Origin of the sequence: Halolamina sediminis (assembly GCF_001282785.1) — an archaeon.
In the GTDB taxonomy this organism is placed as follows: Archaea; Halobacteriota; Halobacteria; order Halobacteriales; family Haloferacaceae; genus Halolamina; species Halolamina sediminis.
Window position 1 is genome coordinate 52100 of the sequence record NZ_CVUA01000001.1, and the last position, 14931, is coordinate 67030.

Sequence of the window (14931 nt, forward strand, 5' to 3'; positions counted from 1 at the left end):
CCGACGCCTGCGGCGACGGGCAAAGCGTTTGGGGAAAGCGAGCGAGGGGAGGCGCCGCGGCGGTTCCGCAGGAGATAGGCTTATTACCAACCGTCAGAACGTCCCCGTATGTCGACACGTTCGGTTCGTGGTACGATCAGTGGACTGGGGAGCCGGGCGAACCCCGCGTTCGCGGGCGGGGTCGTCGCCGTCTCGGTGTTGGCGACGGCGTACGTGACCTCGGGGATGGCGTCGATCGAGATGCACACGTACGTCCACGTGATGGCGGGGCTGCTCTGGACCGGGACGGACCTGTTCATGGGCGCGGTGCTCGGCCCCGCGATCGGCGGGCTGGACGAGGAGGAGAGCGCCGCGGTGTTCACGCGGCTGACGCCGAAGACGACGTTTTTCCTGCCCGCGATGGCGCTCGTGACGATCGCCGGCGGGATCACGCTGGCCCAGCGGCTCGGCTACTTCCCCAACAGCGAGCCGTGGCTCGCACTGTTCACCGCCGCGAACCTGCTGCCGGCGCTGCTGCTTGCGGGCTGGCGGCTGGACGTCTTCGACGATCGGCGCTGGCAGGCGCTGTTCGCGCTCTCGGCGGTCGGCTCGCTGTCGTGGGTGGCGACGACGATCGGCGGACTGGGGGAGATCCCGCTGCTCGTCGCGCTCTCGCTGGGGATCGTGACGCTGCTGTCGGTGCAGGGCTTTGGGTTCCTGCTGCCCGGCGAGATCCGGATGTACGCCCAGATCACCTCAGCGGAGCCGGACGCCGGCCTCATCTCCCGGATCGGCGCCCGGAACGCGAAACTCGGCGGGGTACAGGGGCTGCTGCAGTTGGTACTGATCGGGGTGATGGTGCTGCTGCGGTGGGGCGGGGCCTAGGAGTCGAGGTCGTCGATGAGCCCCTGAAGCTGCCGGACGTGGTCCTCGAACAGCGTCTCACCCGTCTCGGTGAGGACCGCGGTGGTCCGGGGGCGCTTGTCGACGAACTCCTTGCGGATCTCGACGGCGTCTTCGTCCTCCATCCGCCCGAGGTGGCTGGAGAGGTTCCCCTCGGTCAGATCGAGCTCGTCGGTGAGCTCGGTGAACGTGGACTCGCCGTGCCGGTAGAGGTAGGCGAATATCTCGAGCCGCGTCGGCTGGTGAACGAGTTTGTCGAGATCCATCTACGATCCGGTCAACACCCAGTAGGAGGCGACGGCGTAAACCAGATACGTTCCGCCGTACGCCGCGAACCCCCACTCGTGGAGCAGTTCGACGTTCGCGATCGCGATCCCAAGCGCGATCATCAGGACGCCCCCGACCTGGAACGCCCGCCGGTCACGGGTGCGGATGCGGTGGGCCTTCAGCGTCTCACCGGCGACGAGGTAGCCCAGCCCGAGCATCACCAACACCAGCGCGAGGACGAACGCCGTATCCGCGAGGTAGCGCAGCTCCGGGAGGAACGGGGCGGCGACGAACTGGACCGCGAACGTCCCCGCGTAGACGACCAGTATCAGGAAGCCGACGCTCGGCGTTCCCTCGCCCGGCGCCCACGAGTAGCCGCCGAAACGCCAGTACAGCAGCGCGCCGAACCCGCCGAACAGGCCGAACCAGACGAGCAAAAACCAGATCCCGGGAAGCCGTTCGAGCACGACGTACTGAGAGAGGGCACAGCCCAGCGCGACGACGGCGCCGAAGCCGAGCCACTGCTCGGGCGCACTCTCGTAGCGGTCGGCGATCCCCATCGCGTCCTTGATCCGATCGAGGTCGCGCTGCAGCTCCGTCGGGTCGACGTCCTCACTCATCGTTCCCCTCCGTGTGGACGTAGTAGTTGAACGCGTCGGTGTAGCTGGGCTCGACGCGCTCGACGGTCACACCGTCGGGCGCGGCCGCCGACAGCGCCGCGACCGTCACCCCCGGGGCGAGGAATCCACGGCGCTCGTCGCCGTGGTGGAACAGCCGAGCGTCGACGACGTGGGGCTCGAACGGAGCGGTCTCCGGGCCGCCGCCGACGATCCGGATCGTCTCGGGCACCGCATCGAGCAGCGCGTCCGGTGCGCCGACGGCGCTGACGCCGTCGCCGGTCACGAACGCGATCCGGTCGGCGAACGCCGCGTCGACCGGGCGGTGGCTGGTGGCGACGACGGTGCCGCCGGTCGCGACGCGGTCGCGGATCGCGCGGTGGAACGTCTGCACCATCGAGAGGTCCACGCCGGCGGTGGGCTCGTCGAGGAAGTACAGCGGCGCGTCGACGGCGAGCGCCAGCGCGAGCTCGAGCTTCCGCTTCATCCCCTCGGAGTAGTGTTCCGTTCGCTTGTCGAGCTCGTCGACGAGGCCGAACTCGGCGACGAGCTCGCGCCAGCGGTCCGTGAACTCGGGGTGGAGCCCCGCGTAGAACTCGGCGGTCTCCCGACCGGAGAGGCCGTCGACGCTCGCGCCGCCCTGCAGTAGCAGCGAGAGGTTCCGCCCGGCGCCGTCGGCGACCGGCTCGCCGAACAGCTCGATCTCGCCGGCCGTCGGCTCGACGCTGCCCGCGAGACACGACAGGAGGACGGTCTTCCCGGTGCCGTTGGGCCCCATCAGGAGCAGCGCCTCGTTCTCCCGGACCGTGAGGTCGACGCCGTCTAAGATCCCGTCGTCGCCGAATTCTTTGCGGACGTTGCGGGCCCGGACCGCCGGGGTGGCGGCGTCGGCGCTCATTGGATCTCACCCCGATAGAGCGAGCGGCGCGTCACGAGGACGGCGACCCCGATGCCGGCGGCGGCGTAGGCGCCGAGCAGCGCCAGATACCGCGGCGCCGTCGGCGCGGCCGGCTCGGCCAGCCCCGCGGCCGCCCAGTCGCCGACGGGGACGAGGTGGGACACCGCGAGCCGGGTCGCCAGCCCGTTGGGGACGTAGTTCACGAACTCCGCGGACGACGCCACGAGCCCGGGCTGGACGCCGTTGTAGCCCGTGAGGAAAAAGGCGAGCAGCACCAGCGTGATGGTGATGATGCTCGCGAACTTCGGCTCGGGGACCGCGGCGACGAGTACGACCGCGATGCTCGCCGCGAACAGGCCCATCGCGAGCAGGCCGAGGAGGACGACGGGGATCGAGAGGAGCGAGCGAAGTTCGAACGTCGCGCCCGTGGCGACGCCGACGCCGAGCACCACGCCGACGGCGACGGCCGCGAACGCGTAGGCGGCGAGGAAGCGCCCGAAGAAGTCCGCGCCCGGGGAGACGGGGAGCGCGCGGAACTGGGCGTAGCGGCCGCCCTCCACGTCGTCGACCAGCGACTGCGAGAACGTGTTGAGGAACACCACCAGCGCTGCGAACGTTCCGTAGGAGACGGCGTTGGTCGCCTTCACGACCCCCGCCGCTTCGGCGGGCATCGACGCGCTGTCGATCAGCAGGTACACCGTCAGGAGGTAGAACAGCGCCGGGAACGCCACCGCCCAGAAGACGACGGCCCCGTTGCGCCGGAGCGTCCGCAGCGCCCGCGTCGCGAACGCGCCGGTCTGTTCGACGAACCGTCCCGGGGACGGTGAGCGGCGAGTGTCAGTGCTCATAGCTGATCCTGCTGCCCGAGGCCACAAATAACTTTGCACTCCAAATTCAGTTTGAAGCGCAAAGTATACAGTTAGAGAGCCGTCAGTTTCGGCTATGGGCACGAGTGGTGAGGGCGCGAAACCGGGGGACAGCGCCAGCGTGCTGATCGTCGGCGGCGGCCTCGCCGGCCTGACGCTCGCGAACTACCTCGCGCGGCAGGGCCGCGAGCCCCTGATCGTCGAACGGGCCGACGAGTGGCGCGACGGGGGGTACGGGATCGGGCTCTGGACGGACGGGATCGCCGTGCTCGACGAACTCGGTCGGCTCGATGCGGTCCGAGAGCGGGCGGCCGACCCCGAGACGGTCGCGGTTCGGTCGGCCGATCGCGGGTCGTTGGCTCGGGCGACGGTCCCCGACGACGAGACGCTACTGCTGGCGGTCCACCGCGGCGACCTCCACGCCGCGCTCCGGGAGCCGGTCCCGGAGGAGCAGGTACGCATGGGCACGTCGCCCGATCGGATCGACGAGCAGGCGGACGGCGTCGAGGTGACGTTCGACGACGGCAGCAGCGGGACGTTCGACCTCGTGGTCGGCGCCGACGGCGTCGGCTCGACGGTTCGCGAGCAGTGTTTCACCGACTGGCGCCTGCACGAACGGGACACGTACGTCTGGTCGCTGTGGGCGCCACAGGACGTGCGCCTCGGCAGCGATATGGTGAGCGTCTGGGGGCCGGGCAGCGAGGGGTTCGTCGCCCGGGTCGGCGACCGCGTGGGGTTCAACCTCGCCGCGCGCCTCGACGCCCCGCCGGGGTCGCCGCGGGACGAACTCCGCCGGCAGGCGGCGAGGATCGGCTGGACGCTGCCCGACCTGCTCGACGGCGCCGACGACGAGCCGTTCTTTGACCGCGTGCGCGAGGTGGACTGTGCGTCGTGGCACACCGACCGAGTGGCGCTGATCGGCGACGCCGCCCACGCGGTCCACCCGATCTCGGGGATGGGCGCCTCGCTCGCGCTCCGGGACGCCCGGGTGCTCGCACAGGAGCTCGCGACGGGCTATCCACCGGGCGCACTCGCCGCGTTCGAGCAGCGACGCCGGGGCGACGTGAGACGCGTGAAACGGGCGGCCCGCTTCGAGTCGGCGGCGACGTTCGTCGAGTCGTCGACGCTCCGACGGCTCCGGGACGGGCTGGTCGAACACACGCCGCTGTTCGAGTGGTTCCTGCGGCGGCGGACCGGGGAAAACTGACGGCGGGTGGGGCACTACCCGGCTCCCGCATCCGGTCTCCGAAAAAGACGCGCTCGACGACTGACGGCCGCGATCAGATGACGCGGTTCTGGAGGTAGTCGAGGTGCTTGGCGTTGTAGACGATCTTGACCTCGTCGGTGGCGGGCGAACCGATGCAGGTCAGGCGGACGTCCTTCTCCTCGACCTCCTCGTCGCTGAGGATCTGCTGCATGTCCATGTCGATCTCGCCCTCCTTCGCGATAGCGGCGCAGTTCGCACACGCGCCGGCGCGGCAGGAGAACGGCCAGTCGTACCCCTGGGCCTCGGCGGCCTCGAGGATGTACTCGCCCTGGTTCACTTCGAGCTCGCCGTAGTCCTCGGCGTCGAGGCCCGCGTCGGCGGCCTGCTCGAACAGGTCGTCGTCGTCCATCGACCAGCCGTGGTCGTCAAGCACTTCGTAGTTGAGGTATTCGACGGTTGGCATCACCCGGCGTTTCTCCTGCCTCCGTATAGGGTCTTGTGGTTCTCAGCGGAAAATCGGGGGTTTCAGCGCTTTAGGCCGCCCGAAAACGCCCAAACCCCTTTTCACAGTCGCGACCGAAGTTCAGTGGTTCAGCCCCGGAGCCGGAAGCGATCGACCGCTTCGCGGTGTTCGCGGTCCCACGTCAGCGCGCGCTCGGCGGTCCACTCGACGGGGTCGATCTCGGTTTCGGCGACGCGCTCGGCCTCGGCGACGCTGCCCCCCCGGGCGAGCGTGACGTGTGGGACGTAGTTCTCCGCCTCCAGTGCGTCGACGACGGGGAACTCCCGGCAGAGCCGGCGGTGGAGCTGGCGGATTCCGTCGCTCTCGACGGCGAGGTACACGACCGGCCCGCGGCCGTCCGGGGGGTCGGCGAAGTAGTCGATCTCGTCGATGCGGACCGGGAACGGCTTCGTCTGGTCGAGCACGCGTCGGAGGCGTTCCCGGACGCCGCCGCGGCCCGCGCGCCACGTGTCGGCCTCGATCCGCTTGACGACGAGCGTATGGCGTTCGCGCACCTGCTCGAAGGGGGTGAGTTTCGGGTGGAGGCGGTCGGCGAGACGCTCGACCGCCGGCGGGACGCGAAGGTTCACCGGCGGACGAGGGCGGGGCTATAGGTTCGACGGCTCACAGCGGGGAGTGGGTCGGCGGCGGTGAAAAGCGCGTCGTCGGCGGCGGCGGCGCGATCGGCGAGGGGATCAGATCCGGTCGAGCAGCCAGAGGATCACCAGCACGACGATCACGAGCCCGATCAGGTCGGGGAAGAAACTCAGTATGTCCTGGAACAGGCCGAGTACCCCGTCGAGCACGCTGATCACCAGCCACACCACCACCAGCAACAGAATGAGTTTCAGCAGGTCTTCGGCGTCGAGGCTGCCACGTGTGTTCATATGGCGTAGCTCGGGAGAGGACGGGCAAAAGGGCTGTGGCCGTTTCGGCGGCGTCGAGCCGCGAGCGGCGACGTTCGCGGGTGAGTGCCGGACGGCAACGCATTTACTCCGTGCCGTCTCACGTTCGAGCGAATGGATCGACGGACCGTCGTCACGGTCGCGCTGGCGCTGCTGCTCGTCGGCTCGGGGGTCGGGGCCGCCGCGGAGTTCCCGGGGCTGCAGACCGGCGACGTCGAGAGCGACTCGGTCGTGCTCGAAGCCGCGATCGGGGAGGACGGCGACGCCCGGTGGACGATCGAGTACCGGGTGGCGCTGGACGACGAGAACACCACCGAGGCGTTCGAGAGCCTCCAGCGCGACATCGAGCGGAACACCAGCGACTACCGCGGCCAGTTCGCGTCGCGGATGCAGTCGACGGTGTCGACGGCGGAGAACGCCACGGGCCGGGAGATGGCCGTCGAGAACGTCAGCGTCGAGGCGGCCACCAGCCCGCTCAGCGGCGAGTACGGGATCGTCCGCTACGGGTTCGACTGGGTCGGCTTCGCCGCCGTCTCCGACGATCAGCTCGCGACCGGCGAGGTGCTGGCGGGGCTGTTCCTCGACGCGGACACCGAACTCACGATCAGGTGGCCCGAGGGGTACGTGGTCTCCCTCGCCGAGCCGGAGCCGGACCGCGAGGGCGAGCGCTCGATGACGTGGACGGGGCCCCGCGAGTTCGACATCGGGCAGCCCCGCGTCGTGCTCCGGACGCGGAACTCGGCGCCGCCGTGGGGACCGGTGGTCGGCATCGCGCTGTTCGGGGCCGCCGGGGTACTGTGGTACTACCGCCGGCGACAGTCCGGCCGGGCGGCGCCAGCCAACGGGGACGAACCGGCCGTCGGCGCCGAACCCGATCGAGGACCGCAGGAGAGCCACGAACCGGAGCCCGAGCGGGACGCTGAGGTCGACGACGGGACGGCGCCCGAGCCAGAGAGGGGGGCACCCGCCACGGACGCCGACGACGGGGGCGGGGACGACACCCCCGAAGAGCTGCTCAGTCCGGAGGAGCGCGTCCTCCGCCTGCTCGAAGCCAACGGCGGGCGGATGAAACAGAAGACGGTCACGGAGGAGCTCGACTGGAGCGCCGCCCGGACCAGTCAGGTGGTCGGCGAGCTGCGCGACGACGGGAAGGTGGAGTCGTTCCGCCTCGGTCGCGAGAACGTGTTGAAGTTCCCCGACGACGAGGAGGATCGGCCGCCGTCCCGGCGTTAAGCTCGGTTAATCGGGATGAACCCGGGTGGAGGGAGTTGACGGTTTTTACCGATGGGTCGCTACCGATCGACTGTGAACCGAATCGTCGCCGTCACCATCGCGCTGCTCGTGGTCGCCGGAAGCGTTCCGGCAGCCGCTGCGTTCGCCGGCGGCGCCCAGACGACCGACACCGGGAGCGGGTCGGAGCCCGGCGCCGTCTTCGCCGGCGTCGTCGGCGTCCAAGGCGCCGAGGTGGACAACGAGATCGACCGCCGGGCGTTCGCCCAGCAGTTCGCGGCGGCGTCCTCGAACGACTCCAAGGCGGCGGTCGTCGCCGAGCAGAGCCGCCAGCTCCGCGACCGGCTCGACGAGCTCGAAGCGGAGAAAGATCGCCTCGAACGCGCCCACGAGAACGGGAGCATCGGCGAAGGTGAGTACCGCGCCCGCCTGGCGACACTCGGTGCCCAGATCCGGGCAGTCGAGCGCCAAGCCAACCGAACCGCGACCAGCGCGGCGTCGCTGCCAGAGCCGGCGCTCCGGGAGCACGGCGCGAACGTGAGCGAGGTACGCTCGATCGCCCGGCAGGCTAACCGTACCGGCGGTGGCGAGGTCGCCGAGGCCGCCCGGCAGATCGCGGGCGAAGGGGTCGGGAACGGGCTCGGCCCGCCCGAGAACGCCGGCCCGCCGGAGGACGCGGGACCACCTGTAGACGCCGGGCCACCCAACGAAACCGGCCCGCCCCAAGGAAACGAAACTGGCCCCCCCGGAGAGGGTGACGAGCCTGGACCGCCCGACGATGTGGGCCCGGGCAGCGAGAACGGAACCGAGAACGGGTCGGACGCGAGGAACAGTACCGGCGGCCCGCCGAGCGACGGGGATGCCGAAGCGGGCCCGAACGGCGGGAACGAGACCGGCGGCGATGGTAACGCGCCCGACGAGACTGGCGGCGACAACGCGCGCGACGCTCGCGAACGGGACGACGGCGAACGCTAACAACGGTGCTGGGGAGGAAGGCGACAGTGAGAACGCTGACGGCGAGAACGACGGGACTGAAACCGACGACAGCAAGACCGACGGAACCGAGACGGCGACGCCTACGGCGACGGCGTAAGCCGCAATCGACGGCTCAGAACTCCGCGTCGGGTTCGGGGGCGACGCCCTCGTCGCCCCCCTCGAGGTCGAACTCCTCTCTGAGTTCCCTGATCCGGTCGCGGATGTCCGCCGCGAGCTCGAACTCCAAGTTGTCGGCGGCAGCCTCCATGCGCTCTTCTAACTGCTCGATCTGCCGGGCAGCGTCGGCGGCGTCGCCGACCTCCGCGTTCGCGGCGCCGGAGGCGTCGGTCTTGCTCCCGGGGAGGTTCGTCTCGCCGATCTCCTTCTCGATCGTGGTCGGCTCGAATCCGTGTTCCTCGTTGTAGCGCTGCTGGATCGCCCGGCGGCGGCGGGTCTCCTCGATCGCACTGGTCATCGCGTCGGTGCGCTCGTCGGCGTACAGCACCACCTCGCCGTTGACGTTCCGCGCCGCCCGCCCCATCGTCTGGACGAGCATCGTCTCCGAGCGGAGGAACCCCTCCTGATCGGCGTCGAGGATCGCGACGAGGCTGACCTCGGGGATGTCCAGCCCCTCGCGGAGCAGGTTGATGCCGACGAGCACGTCGATCTCGCCCAGCCGGAGCGAGCGGATGATCTCGTGACGTTCGAGCGTGTCCGTCTCGTCGTGCATGTACGCGACGTTCACGCCCGCCTCCTCGAGGTACTCGGTGAGGTCTTCGGCCATCCGCTTGGTGAGCGTCGTCACGAGCGTGCGCTCGTCGCGCTCGATGCGGTCGTCGATGCGGTCCATCAGGTCCTCGATCTGCCCCTCCGCGCTCGTCACCTCGACCGCGGGGTCGACGAGGTGGGTGGGGCGGACGATCTGTTCGACGATCTGGTCGGACTGTTCGCGCTCGTAGTCGCCCGGCGTCGCGGAGACGTACAGCGTCTCGTCGGTCTTCGTCTCGAACTCCTCGAACGTGAGCGGGCGGTTGTCGTAGGCGGTCGGGAGGCGGAACCCGTTCTCGACCAGCGAGTCCTTGCGGGACTTGTCGCCCTCGAACTGCCCGCGGATCTGTGGCAGCGTCTGGTGGGACTCGTCGACGACGGTGAGGAACTCGTCGGGGAAGTAGTCGAGCAGCGTGTAGGGCGCCTCGCCCTGCTCGCGGTCCGAGAGGTGGACGGAGTAGTTCTCGATCCCCGAGCAGTAGCCCGTCTCCTGCAGCATTTCGAGGTCGAACGTGGTGCGCTCCTCGATGCGCTGGGCGGCGACGAGGTCGCCCTGTCGCTCGAAGTGGCGCACGCGCTCCTCCATGAGGTCCTCGATCTCGGCCATCGCGTTCTGCAGGCGCTCCTCCGGGATCGAGTAGTGCTCCGCCGGGTGGAGGAGGACTGCCGGCTCCTCGCTGACGACCTCGCCTTCGAGGGTGTTCACCTTCCGGATGCGGTCGATCTCGTCGCCCCAGAACTCCACGCGCACCGCGTAGCGGCCGTACATCGGGTATATCTCGACGGTGTCGCCGCGGACGCGGAAGGTGCCCTGCGTGAAGTCGACGTCGTTGCGCTCGTAGTTCAGGTCGACGAGCCGGCCGAGCAACTCGTCGCGATCGATCCGCTGGCCCTGCTCGAGTTTCAGGGACATGTCGACGTAGTTCCGCGGATCACCCAGCCCGTAGATTGCGGAGACGGAGGCGACGACGATCACGTCCTCGCGAGTGAGCAGCGAGCGCGTCGCGGAGTGGCGCAGGCGGTCGATCTCGTCGTTGATCGAGGCGTCCTTCTCGATGAACGTGTCCGACTGCTCGACGTACGCCTCGGGCTGGTAGTAGTCGTAGTAGGAGACGAAGTACTCGACGGCGTTGTCCGGGAACAGCTCCCGGAACTCCTCGTACAGCTGGGCCGCGAGCGTCTTGTTGTGCGCGATGACGAGCGTCGGCTGCTGGATCTCCTCGATCAGCCACGAGACGGTGTTGGTCTTCCCCGAGCCGGTCACGCCCAGCAACGTCTGGCGGTCCATCCCCTCGCGGAACCCCGCGGCCAACTGCTCGATGGCCTCGGGCTGGTCGCCCGCGGGGTCGAAGGGGGCGTCGACGCGGAACGGGCGCTCGGCGTCGGGTCGGTCCGGCGACAGCGGACCGCTCTGGGAGTCGCTCATTGGCGAGAAACAGGTGACGAACAGACTTGAGCGGCCCGGTCGTGGGAACCGTTCGCACCGACGAACAGAACCGCTTTCCCGCCCGCGAACCGACGGGTCGGCCATGTCCGAGGGCCGACTCCGAAGCGCGAGCGAGGCGCTCAGGCAGGCCAGCGCGGCCGCCGACGACGCGGAGATCCAGCGCCGGCTGTACGACCTCTCCGACCGGCTGGCCGGATTGGCGGCCGGCGACGAGAGTCCGGACGGTGACGACTTGATGCAGCACCTCCACGCGCTCGGCGACCTGCGCGAGGCGACGAGCGGCGACGTGAGCGAACAGGTGGACGACGCGCTCGAAACCGTACGCGAGTACCGGGAGGAACTGGACGGCTGAGACCCGGAACAGGAGCGCTGGCGGGGAATGCCGGCCGAACGGCTTTGGCGCTTCGCGCCGAACCACCGCACATGGCCCGAGAGAAACTGCAGACCGCGAGCGACGAACTCCGCGAGGCGGCCGAGTGCGCGACCGACCCCGAACTGCAGGAGCGGCTCGCCGAGCAGGCCGACCAGTTCGATCGACTGGCGACCGCCGACCGCGGGCCGGATCAGGGGCGGCTCGCGCGCCACCTGAACGCGCTGTCGGATATCCGCGAGTCGCTGGACGGGGAGGCTGCGGCCCACATCGACGACGCCGAGGAAGCGATCACGGCGTACCGCGGGACCGTCGGCGGGGTGTGACACCCCTCCGTTTCGTCTGGAGATCCTGAAAGGTAGGTCGATCCAGGACGGGGAAACTGGTCGACTCAGCAGACGTTCTTCGGTTCGACGCCCATCCCCTCCAGCGTCTCGACGTACCAGTCGTACGCGGCGTCGATCACGTCGGCGCCGACCTCGCTCGCGATCTCCCGGTCGGCGTCGTCCGTACAGTTCTCGGCGAGCAAGTCCGCCGCGTCGTCGCGGTACTCGCCCAGTTCCGAGCGGAACTCGCGGAACTCGTCGGCGCTCGTGCGGTCGGCGTCGCCGACGAAGAAGCCGACGAGCTGGCCCGCGAGCTCTTCGAGCACGAGCAGCGCGGCCGCGGCGCCGGCGAGTCGCTCGGTGTCGGTCTCACAGCCGTCGAGCGCGTCGGCGGTGATGGCCGCCGGGGAGTCGCTCGCTGCCTCGGTGTCGAAGTTCCCGGCAGACGTTGCCGCGAACACTGCGGCGTCGGCGAACAGGTCGGCCGCATCGTCCTCGCTCGTCTCTGCCCAGTCGTCGAGGACCGACGTGAGCGCGTGGAGTTCGCGTGCGGTGCCAGTCCGGACCGCGTCGCCGGTCATCTCGCCGTCGGTAAGCGCATAGACGGCTTTCGAGGAGCTCAGCCGCGAGAGTTCGGTGGCGTGGGCGTCCCGCAACTCTTGGAGAAAGGTGTCGGCGTCCATACCCCAGCGGAGGGGCAGGAGCGGTTTGTAGCCCACGGTCGGGGCAGTCGAACGCCGTCAACACGGCCGGAGGGGGCGGCTGGCTGCTGGCGTTACTCCGCGTCGCCGGTTTCGACGGGCGCGCCGACGAGGTTGCCCCACTCGGTCCAGGAGCCGTCGTAGTTCACGGTCGACTCGTAGCCGAGCAGTTCGTGGAGTGCGAACCACGCGATCGAGGAGCGCTCGCCGATGCGGCAGTACGCGACGACGGACTCGTCGCCGTCGATCCCCTTCTCCGCGTACAGCTCGCGGAGCTCGTCGGCGGACTTGAACGTCCCGTCGTCGTTGACGGTCGCGGCCCAGGAGATGTTCTGGGCGCCGGGGATGTGGCCGCCGCGCTGGGCGGTCTCGTTGAGTCCCGGGGGCGCGAGCACCTCGCCGCTGAACTCCTCGGGCGAGCGAACGTCGACGAGGGGGACGCCGCGCTCGATGGCGTTCTCCACGTCCTCGCGGTAGGCGCGGATGTCCTCGAATGGGCCGCGGGCGGTGTACTCCTGTGCGGAGAAGTCGGGCTCCTCCGTCGTGGTCGGGTAGTCGTTCTCGACCCAGTAGTCGCGGCCGCCGTCGAGCAGGCGGACGTCCTCGTGGCCGTAGTAGTTGAACTGCCAGTAGGCGTAAGCGGCGAACCAGTTGGAGTTGTCGCCGTAGAACACGACCGTCGAGTCGTTGGCGATCCCGTGCTCGCCGAGGAGCGTCTCGAAGTCACCCTTGCTCAGGATGTCACGGGTCGTCTGGTCCTGCATCTGTGTCTCCCAGTTGAAGCCGATCGCGCCGGGCGCGTGGCCCTCGTCGTAGGCTTCGGTGTCGACGCTGACCTCCACCAGCCGGTAGTCGGGGTCGTCGCTCCGGAACTCGTCCAAGCGCTCCTCCACCCAGTCGGCGGAGACGAGCGCGTCGGTCGCGTACTCTGAAGACATATTCGCTCGGTAATGGGTCGGGGACGCACTTAAACGACAACCCACCGGCGGCGCTCGCCGGCCTCTCTGACGGCGCGTGAGCGCGTGATTTGGGCGTTCCGCGGTGTCACGATCCGGGGGGCTAAGTCCGGCCGCGCCGTTCGATCACCCATGCAGCCATTCGTTCCTCCGTCGTGGGTCGAGGACGGCGACGCCCTCGTCGTCGGCGTGCGCGACCCGTGGGAGTACGACAGCATCGGCCACCTGCCGGGCGCAGTGAACGTCCCGTTCGACAGCTTCCGCTCCGACGAGGGGGAGGCCGGGAAGCTCCCGCCGCGTGCGGAGTGGGAGGCGCTGCTCTCCGACGGCGGGATCGGGACTGACGACGAGATCGTCGCCTACGACGACACGCAGGGCGTGTTCGCCGCGCGGTTCGTCGTGACCGCGCTGCTGCTCGGTCACGATCCGGAGAAGCTCCACCTGCTCGACGGCGACTTCAGTTCGTGGCAACGGGAGTACGAGACGACGACCGACGGCGTCGACCCCGAGCCCGCCACGTACGAGAGCGACTCCGAGGCGGAGACGCCGCTAGTCGACTTCGAGACGGTCCAAGGGTTGCTGCCGGCAGCCGAATCCGGTGACGTGACGCTGGTCGACACCCGCGAGGACTGGGAGTTCGCCGAGGGGCACCTCCCGGGCGCGGTCCAGCTCGACTGGCGCGAGCTCGTCGACGAGGACAGCCGCGGGCTGGGACCCGAGAGCGAACTCCGGGCGCTACTGCGAGAGCGCGGGATCGTCCCCGAGACGCGGACGGTGCTGTACTGCAACACCGCCCGTCGAGTGAGCCACACGTACCTCGTTCTCCGGCAGTTAGGGTACGAGCAGGTCGAGCTGTACGAGGGGAGCCTGACGGAGTGGGTGGATCGCAGCGGGGAGCTGGTGACGGAGTAGGAATCGGCGCGCCGACCAGAGGGGAAGCAGCTACTCGATGCCCGCCTCACGGTCGGACTGCACCGCCTCGTCGGTCAGCGCCTCTGGCGCTGGCCCGTCCTCGATCTCCGGCACCGTCGAAAGGAGTTCGACCGTCTCCACGAGGAGGCCGACCGCCAGCGGCCCGAGCACGAACCCCAGCGGGCCGATCGTGAGCACGCCGCCGACGAACCCCACGAAATACAGCGTCGTCGGGAGCTCGCCGGTCATGGCAGCCAGCCGCGGCCGGACCACTGCGTCCGGGAGGAAGCCGACGACGACGAGGCCGACGAGCAGCACGATCGTCGCCCGCGGCACGTTCCCGGCCAAGACATCGGTCGCCGCGAGCGCGACGATGACGACGCTCGGGCCGACGACCGGGACGAACTGGAGCACCCCCGCGACGACCGCGAGTGTGAGGGCGGCGTCGTACCCCAGCAGCGCGAAGACGACGTAGGCGACGACCGAGGTGGCCGCCGCGGTCGCCGCCTGCACGACGTAGATCCCGACGAGCGTCGCGTGGATCCGCTCGTGGTAGCGCTCCAGCACGTCGTAGAAGTCAGTGGGGGCCAGCCCGGCCGCGACCGCCCGGACCGACCCCGGCCGCGCGAGGAGGCCGTAAACGACGATGGCGAACAGCAGCCCCTTGAGCGAGAGCACCGTCGCGGCGCTCGCGACCGACAGGGCGGCGTCCCGGAGCGCGGCGCCGACGGCCGCGATCAGCGGCGTCGTCTCGATCGTGTAGGAGAACTCGCCCACGACGATCGGGATGCGTTCCGGGAGCTCGCGGGCGATATCCAGCAACACCGATCGGCGCCGGTAGAGCACGTACACCACCGGGACGACCGCACCGACCAGCGCCAGCCCCGCGACGCCCGTGACCACGCTCGTCGCGATCCGTCGGGAGTAGCCGCGGTCGACGATCGCCTGCCAGAACGGGAACAGGGTGTACGCGACGGTGATCGCGAACACCACAGTGTACAGCACTTCGGCGAGTACCACCGCCGACAGCGCGGTCAGAACGACCAGCGCGAGCACGAGCAGCCGGGTCTTGCCGAAGTCGCTCTCCATACCGGCGAGGGAA

Annotated in this window: 18 protein-coding genes; 7 read left to right on the top strand and 11 right to left on the bottom strand. The window is 69.5% G+C overall.

Annotated features, from left to right (window positions below; genetic code table 11):
• Positions 1–144 precede the first annotated feature (144 nt).
• On the top strand, positions 145–864 hold the full coding sequence (locus BN1959_RS00285) for a hypothetical protein (protein WP_202594699.1): 720 nt from the start codon (positions 145–147) through the stop codon (positions 862–864).
• Here the strand turns inward: BN1959_RS00285 and BN1959_RS00290 are convergent.
• From BN1959_RS00290 to BN1959_RS00305, 4 genes are read right to left on the bottom strand one after another with little or no spacing between them, the layout of a single operon-like run.
• Entirely contained in the window at positions 861–1148 is a 288-nt protein-coding gene (locus BN1959_RS00290; protein ID WP_053946739.1) for a transcriptional regulator, read from the bottom strand. The genes BN1959_RS00285 and BN1959_RS00290 overlap by 4 nt on opposite strands.
• Complete coding sequence (locus BN1959_RS00295) at positions 1149–1769, bottom strand: hypothetical protein (RefSeq protein ID WP_053946740.1); 621 nt, start codon at positions 1767–1769, stop codon at positions 1149–1151.
• Positions 1762–2664, bottom strand: coding sequence for an ABC transporter ATP-binding protein (locus tag BN1959_RS00300; protein ID WP_053946741.1), 903 nt, complete (start codon positions 2662–2664; stop codon positions 1762–1764). Before BN1959_RS00300 ends, BN1959_RS00295 begins: the two co-directional genes overlap by 8 nt.
• Positions 2661–3512: an ABC transporter permease gene (locus tag BN1959_RS00305; protein ID WP_053946742.1), complete on the bottom strand. Its 852-nt coding sequence runs from the start codon at positions 3510–3512 to the stop codon at positions 2661–2663. The genes BN1959_RS00300 and BN1959_RS00305 overlap by 4 nt, the downstream gene beginning before the upstream one ends.
• 94 nt (positions 3513–3606) lie before the next feature.
• Here BN1959_RS00305 and BN1959_RS00310 point away from each other — a divergent pair, with 94 nt between their 5' ends.
• Positions 3607–4737: an FAD-dependent oxidoreductase gene (locus BN1959_RS00310; protein ID WP_053946743.1), complete on the top strand. Its 1131-nt coding sequence runs from the start codon at positions 3607–3609 to the stop codon at positions 4735–4737.
• A 73-nt stretch (positions 4738–4810) separates the two neighbouring features.
• On the opposite strand, the gene fer is transcribed toward BN1959_RS00310, so the two are convergent.
• From fer to BN1959_RS00325, 3 genes are all read right to left on the bottom strand, one after another.
• Positions 4811–5200 (bottom strand): ferredoxin Fer, encoded by a 390-nt coding sequence (fer, locus tag BN1959_RS00315; protein ID WP_053946744.1) that lies wholly within the window; start codon positions 5198–5200, stop codon positions 4811–4813.
• A gap of 128 nt (positions 5201–5328) precedes the next feature.
• Positions 5329–5829 carry a 2'-5' RNA ligase family protein gene (locus BN1959_RS00320; protein WP_053946745.1) on the bottom strand — a complete coding sequence of 167 codons (501 nt, stop codon included), beginning with the start codon at positions 5827–5829 and terminating at the stop codon, positions 5329–5331.
• A 105-nt stretch (positions 5830–5934) separates the two neighbouring features.
• Complete coding sequence (locus BN1959_RS00325; RefSeq protein WP_053946746.1) at positions 5935–6126, bottom strand: DUF7554 family protein; 192 nt, start codon at positions 6124–6126, stop codon at positions 5935–5937.
• A 132-nt stretch (positions 6127–6258) separates the two neighbouring features.
• Here BN1959_RS00325 and BN1959_RS00330 point away from each other — a divergent pair, with 132 nt between their 5' ends.
• Positions 6259–7377: a DUF7345 domain-containing protein gene (locus BN1959_RS00330; protein WP_053946747.1), complete on the top strand. Its 1119-nt coding sequence runs from the start codon at positions 6259–6261 to the stop codon at positions 7375–7377.
• A 72-nt stretch (positions 7378–7449) separates the two neighbouring features.
• A complete protein-coding gene (locus BN1959_RS00335) occupies positions 7450–8349 on the top strand; it encodes a hypothetical protein (protein ID WP_154018198.1) in 900 nt (299 codons plus the stop codon).
• A 133-nt stretch (positions 8350–8482) separates the two neighbouring features.
• On the opposite strand, the gene uvrB is transcribed toward BN1959_RS00335, so the two are convergent.
• Positions 8483–10543: an excinuclease ABC subunit UvrB gene (gene uvrB / locus BN1959_RS00340; RefSeq protein ID WP_053946749.1), complete on the bottom strand. Its 2061-nt coding sequence runs from the start codon at positions 10541–10543 to the stop codon at positions 8483–8485.
• A gap of 103 nt (positions 10544–10646) precedes the next feature.
• On the opposite strand from uvrB, the gene BN1959_RS00345 reads away from it, so the two are divergent.
• Together BN1959_RS00345 and BN1959_RS00350 are read left to right on the top strand one after the other, a co-directional pair.
• The gene (locus BN1959_RS00345; RefSeq protein ID WP_053946750.1) at positions 10647–10916 is read left to right on the top strand and encodes a DUF7553 family protein; all 270 of its coding nucleotides are present in this window, start codon (positions 10647–10649) and stop codon (positions 10914–10916) included.
• Between the two features lie 71 nt (positions 10917–10987).
• Positions 10988–11260 carry a DUF7553 family protein gene (locus BN1959_RS00350; protein WP_053946751.1) on the top strand — a complete coding sequence of 91 codons (273 nt, stop codon included), beginning with the start codon at positions 10988–10990 and terminating at the stop codon, positions 11258–11260.
• Between the two features lie 65 nt (positions 11261–11325).
• Here BN1959_RS00350 and BN1959_RS00355 read toward each other — a convergent pair whose 3' ends face one another.
• Complete coding sequence (locus BN1959_RS00355) at positions 11326–11943, bottom strand: hypothetical protein (RefSeq protein WP_053946752.1); 618 nt, start codon at positions 11941–11943, stop codon at positions 11326–11328.
• A 92-nt stretch (positions 11944–12035) separates the two neighbouring features.
• On the bottom strand, positions 12036–12899 hold the full coding sequence (locus BN1959_RS00360; RefSeq protein WP_053946753.1) for a sulfurtransferase: 864 nt from the start codon (positions 12897–12899) through the stop codon (positions 12036–12038).
• A gap of 150 nt (positions 12900–13049) precedes the next feature.
• Between BN1959_RS00360 and BN1959_RS00365 the strand changes: the two genes are divergently transcribed.
• Positions 13050–13829 carry a sulfurtransferase gene (locus BN1959_RS00365; RefSeq protein WP_053946754.1) on the top strand — a complete coding sequence of 260 codons (780 nt, stop codon included), beginning with the start codon at positions 13050–13052 and terminating at the stop codon, positions 13827–13829.
• A 30-nt stretch (positions 13830–13859) separates the two neighbouring features.
• On the opposite strand, the gene BN1959_RS00370 is transcribed toward BN1959_RS00365, so the two are convergent.
• The gene (locus tag BN1959_RS00370) at positions 13860–14918 is read right to left on the bottom strand and encodes an AI-2E family transporter (RefSeq protein ID WP_053946755.1); all 1059 of its coding nucleotides are present in this window, start codon (positions 14916–14918) and stop codon (positions 13860–13862) included.
• Positions 14919–14931: the final 13 nt, after the last annotated feature.

Coding starts and splice junctions, on each gene's coding strand:
- BN1959_RS00345 (WP_053946750.1), top strand. CDS start 10,647: ATGTCCGAGGGCCGACTCCGAAGCGCGAGCGAGGCGCTCAGGCAGGCC.
- BN1959_RS00365 (WP_053946754.1), top strand. CDS start 13,050: ATGCAGCCATTCGTTCCTCCGTCGTGGGTCGAGGACGGCGACGCCCTC.
- BN1959_RS00325 (WP_053946746.1), bottom strand. CDS start 6,126: ATGAACACACGTGGCAGCCTCGACGCCGAAGACCTGCTGAAACTCATT.
- BN1959_RS00330 (WP_053946747.1), top strand. CDS start 6,259: ATGGATCGACGGACCGTCGTCACGGTCGCGCTGGCGCTGCTGCTCGTC.
- BN1959_RS00370 (WP_053946755.1), bottom strand. CDS start 14,918: ATGGAGAGCGACTTCGGCAAGACCCGGCTGCTCGTGCTCGCGCTGGTC.
- BN1959_RS00355 (WP_053946752.1), bottom strand. CDS start 11,943: ATGGACGCCGACACCTTTCTCCAAGAGTTGCGGGACGCCCACGCCACC.
- BN1959_RS00360 (WP_053946753.1), bottom strand. CDS start 12,899: ATGTCTTCAGAGTACGCGACCGACGCGCTCGTCTCCGCCGACTGGGTG.
- BN1959_RS00305 (WP_053946742.1), bottom strand. CDS start 3,512: ATGAGCACTGACACTCGCCGCTCACCGTCCCCGGGACGGTTCGTCGAA.
- BN1959_RS00290 (WP_053946739.1), bottom strand. CDS start 1,148: ATGGATCTCGACAAACTCGTTCACCAGCCGACGCGGCTCGAGATATTC.
- fer (WP_053946744.1), bottom strand. CDS start 5,200: ATGCCAACCGTCGAATACCTCAACTACGAAGTGCTTGACGACCACGGC.
- uvrB (WP_053946749.1), bottom strand. CDS start 10,543: ATGAGCGACTCCCAGAGCGGTCCGCTGTCGCCGGACCGACCCGACGCC.
- BN1959_RS00295 (WP_053946740.1), bottom strand. CDS start 1,769: ATGAGTGAGGACGTCGACCCGACGGAGCTGCAGCGCGACCTCGATCGG.
- BN1959_RS00350 (WP_053946751.1), top strand. CDS start 10,988: ATGGCCCGAGAGAAACTGCAGACCGCGAGCGACGAACTCCGCGAGGCG.
- BN1959_RS00300 (WP_053946741.1), bottom strand. CDS start 2,664: ATGAGCGCCGACGCCGCCACCCCGGCGGTCCGGGCCCGCAACGTCCGC.
- BN1959_RS00310 (WP_053946743.1), top strand. CDS start 3,607: ATGGGCACGAGTGGTGAGGGCGCGAAACCGGGGGACAGCGCCAGCGTG.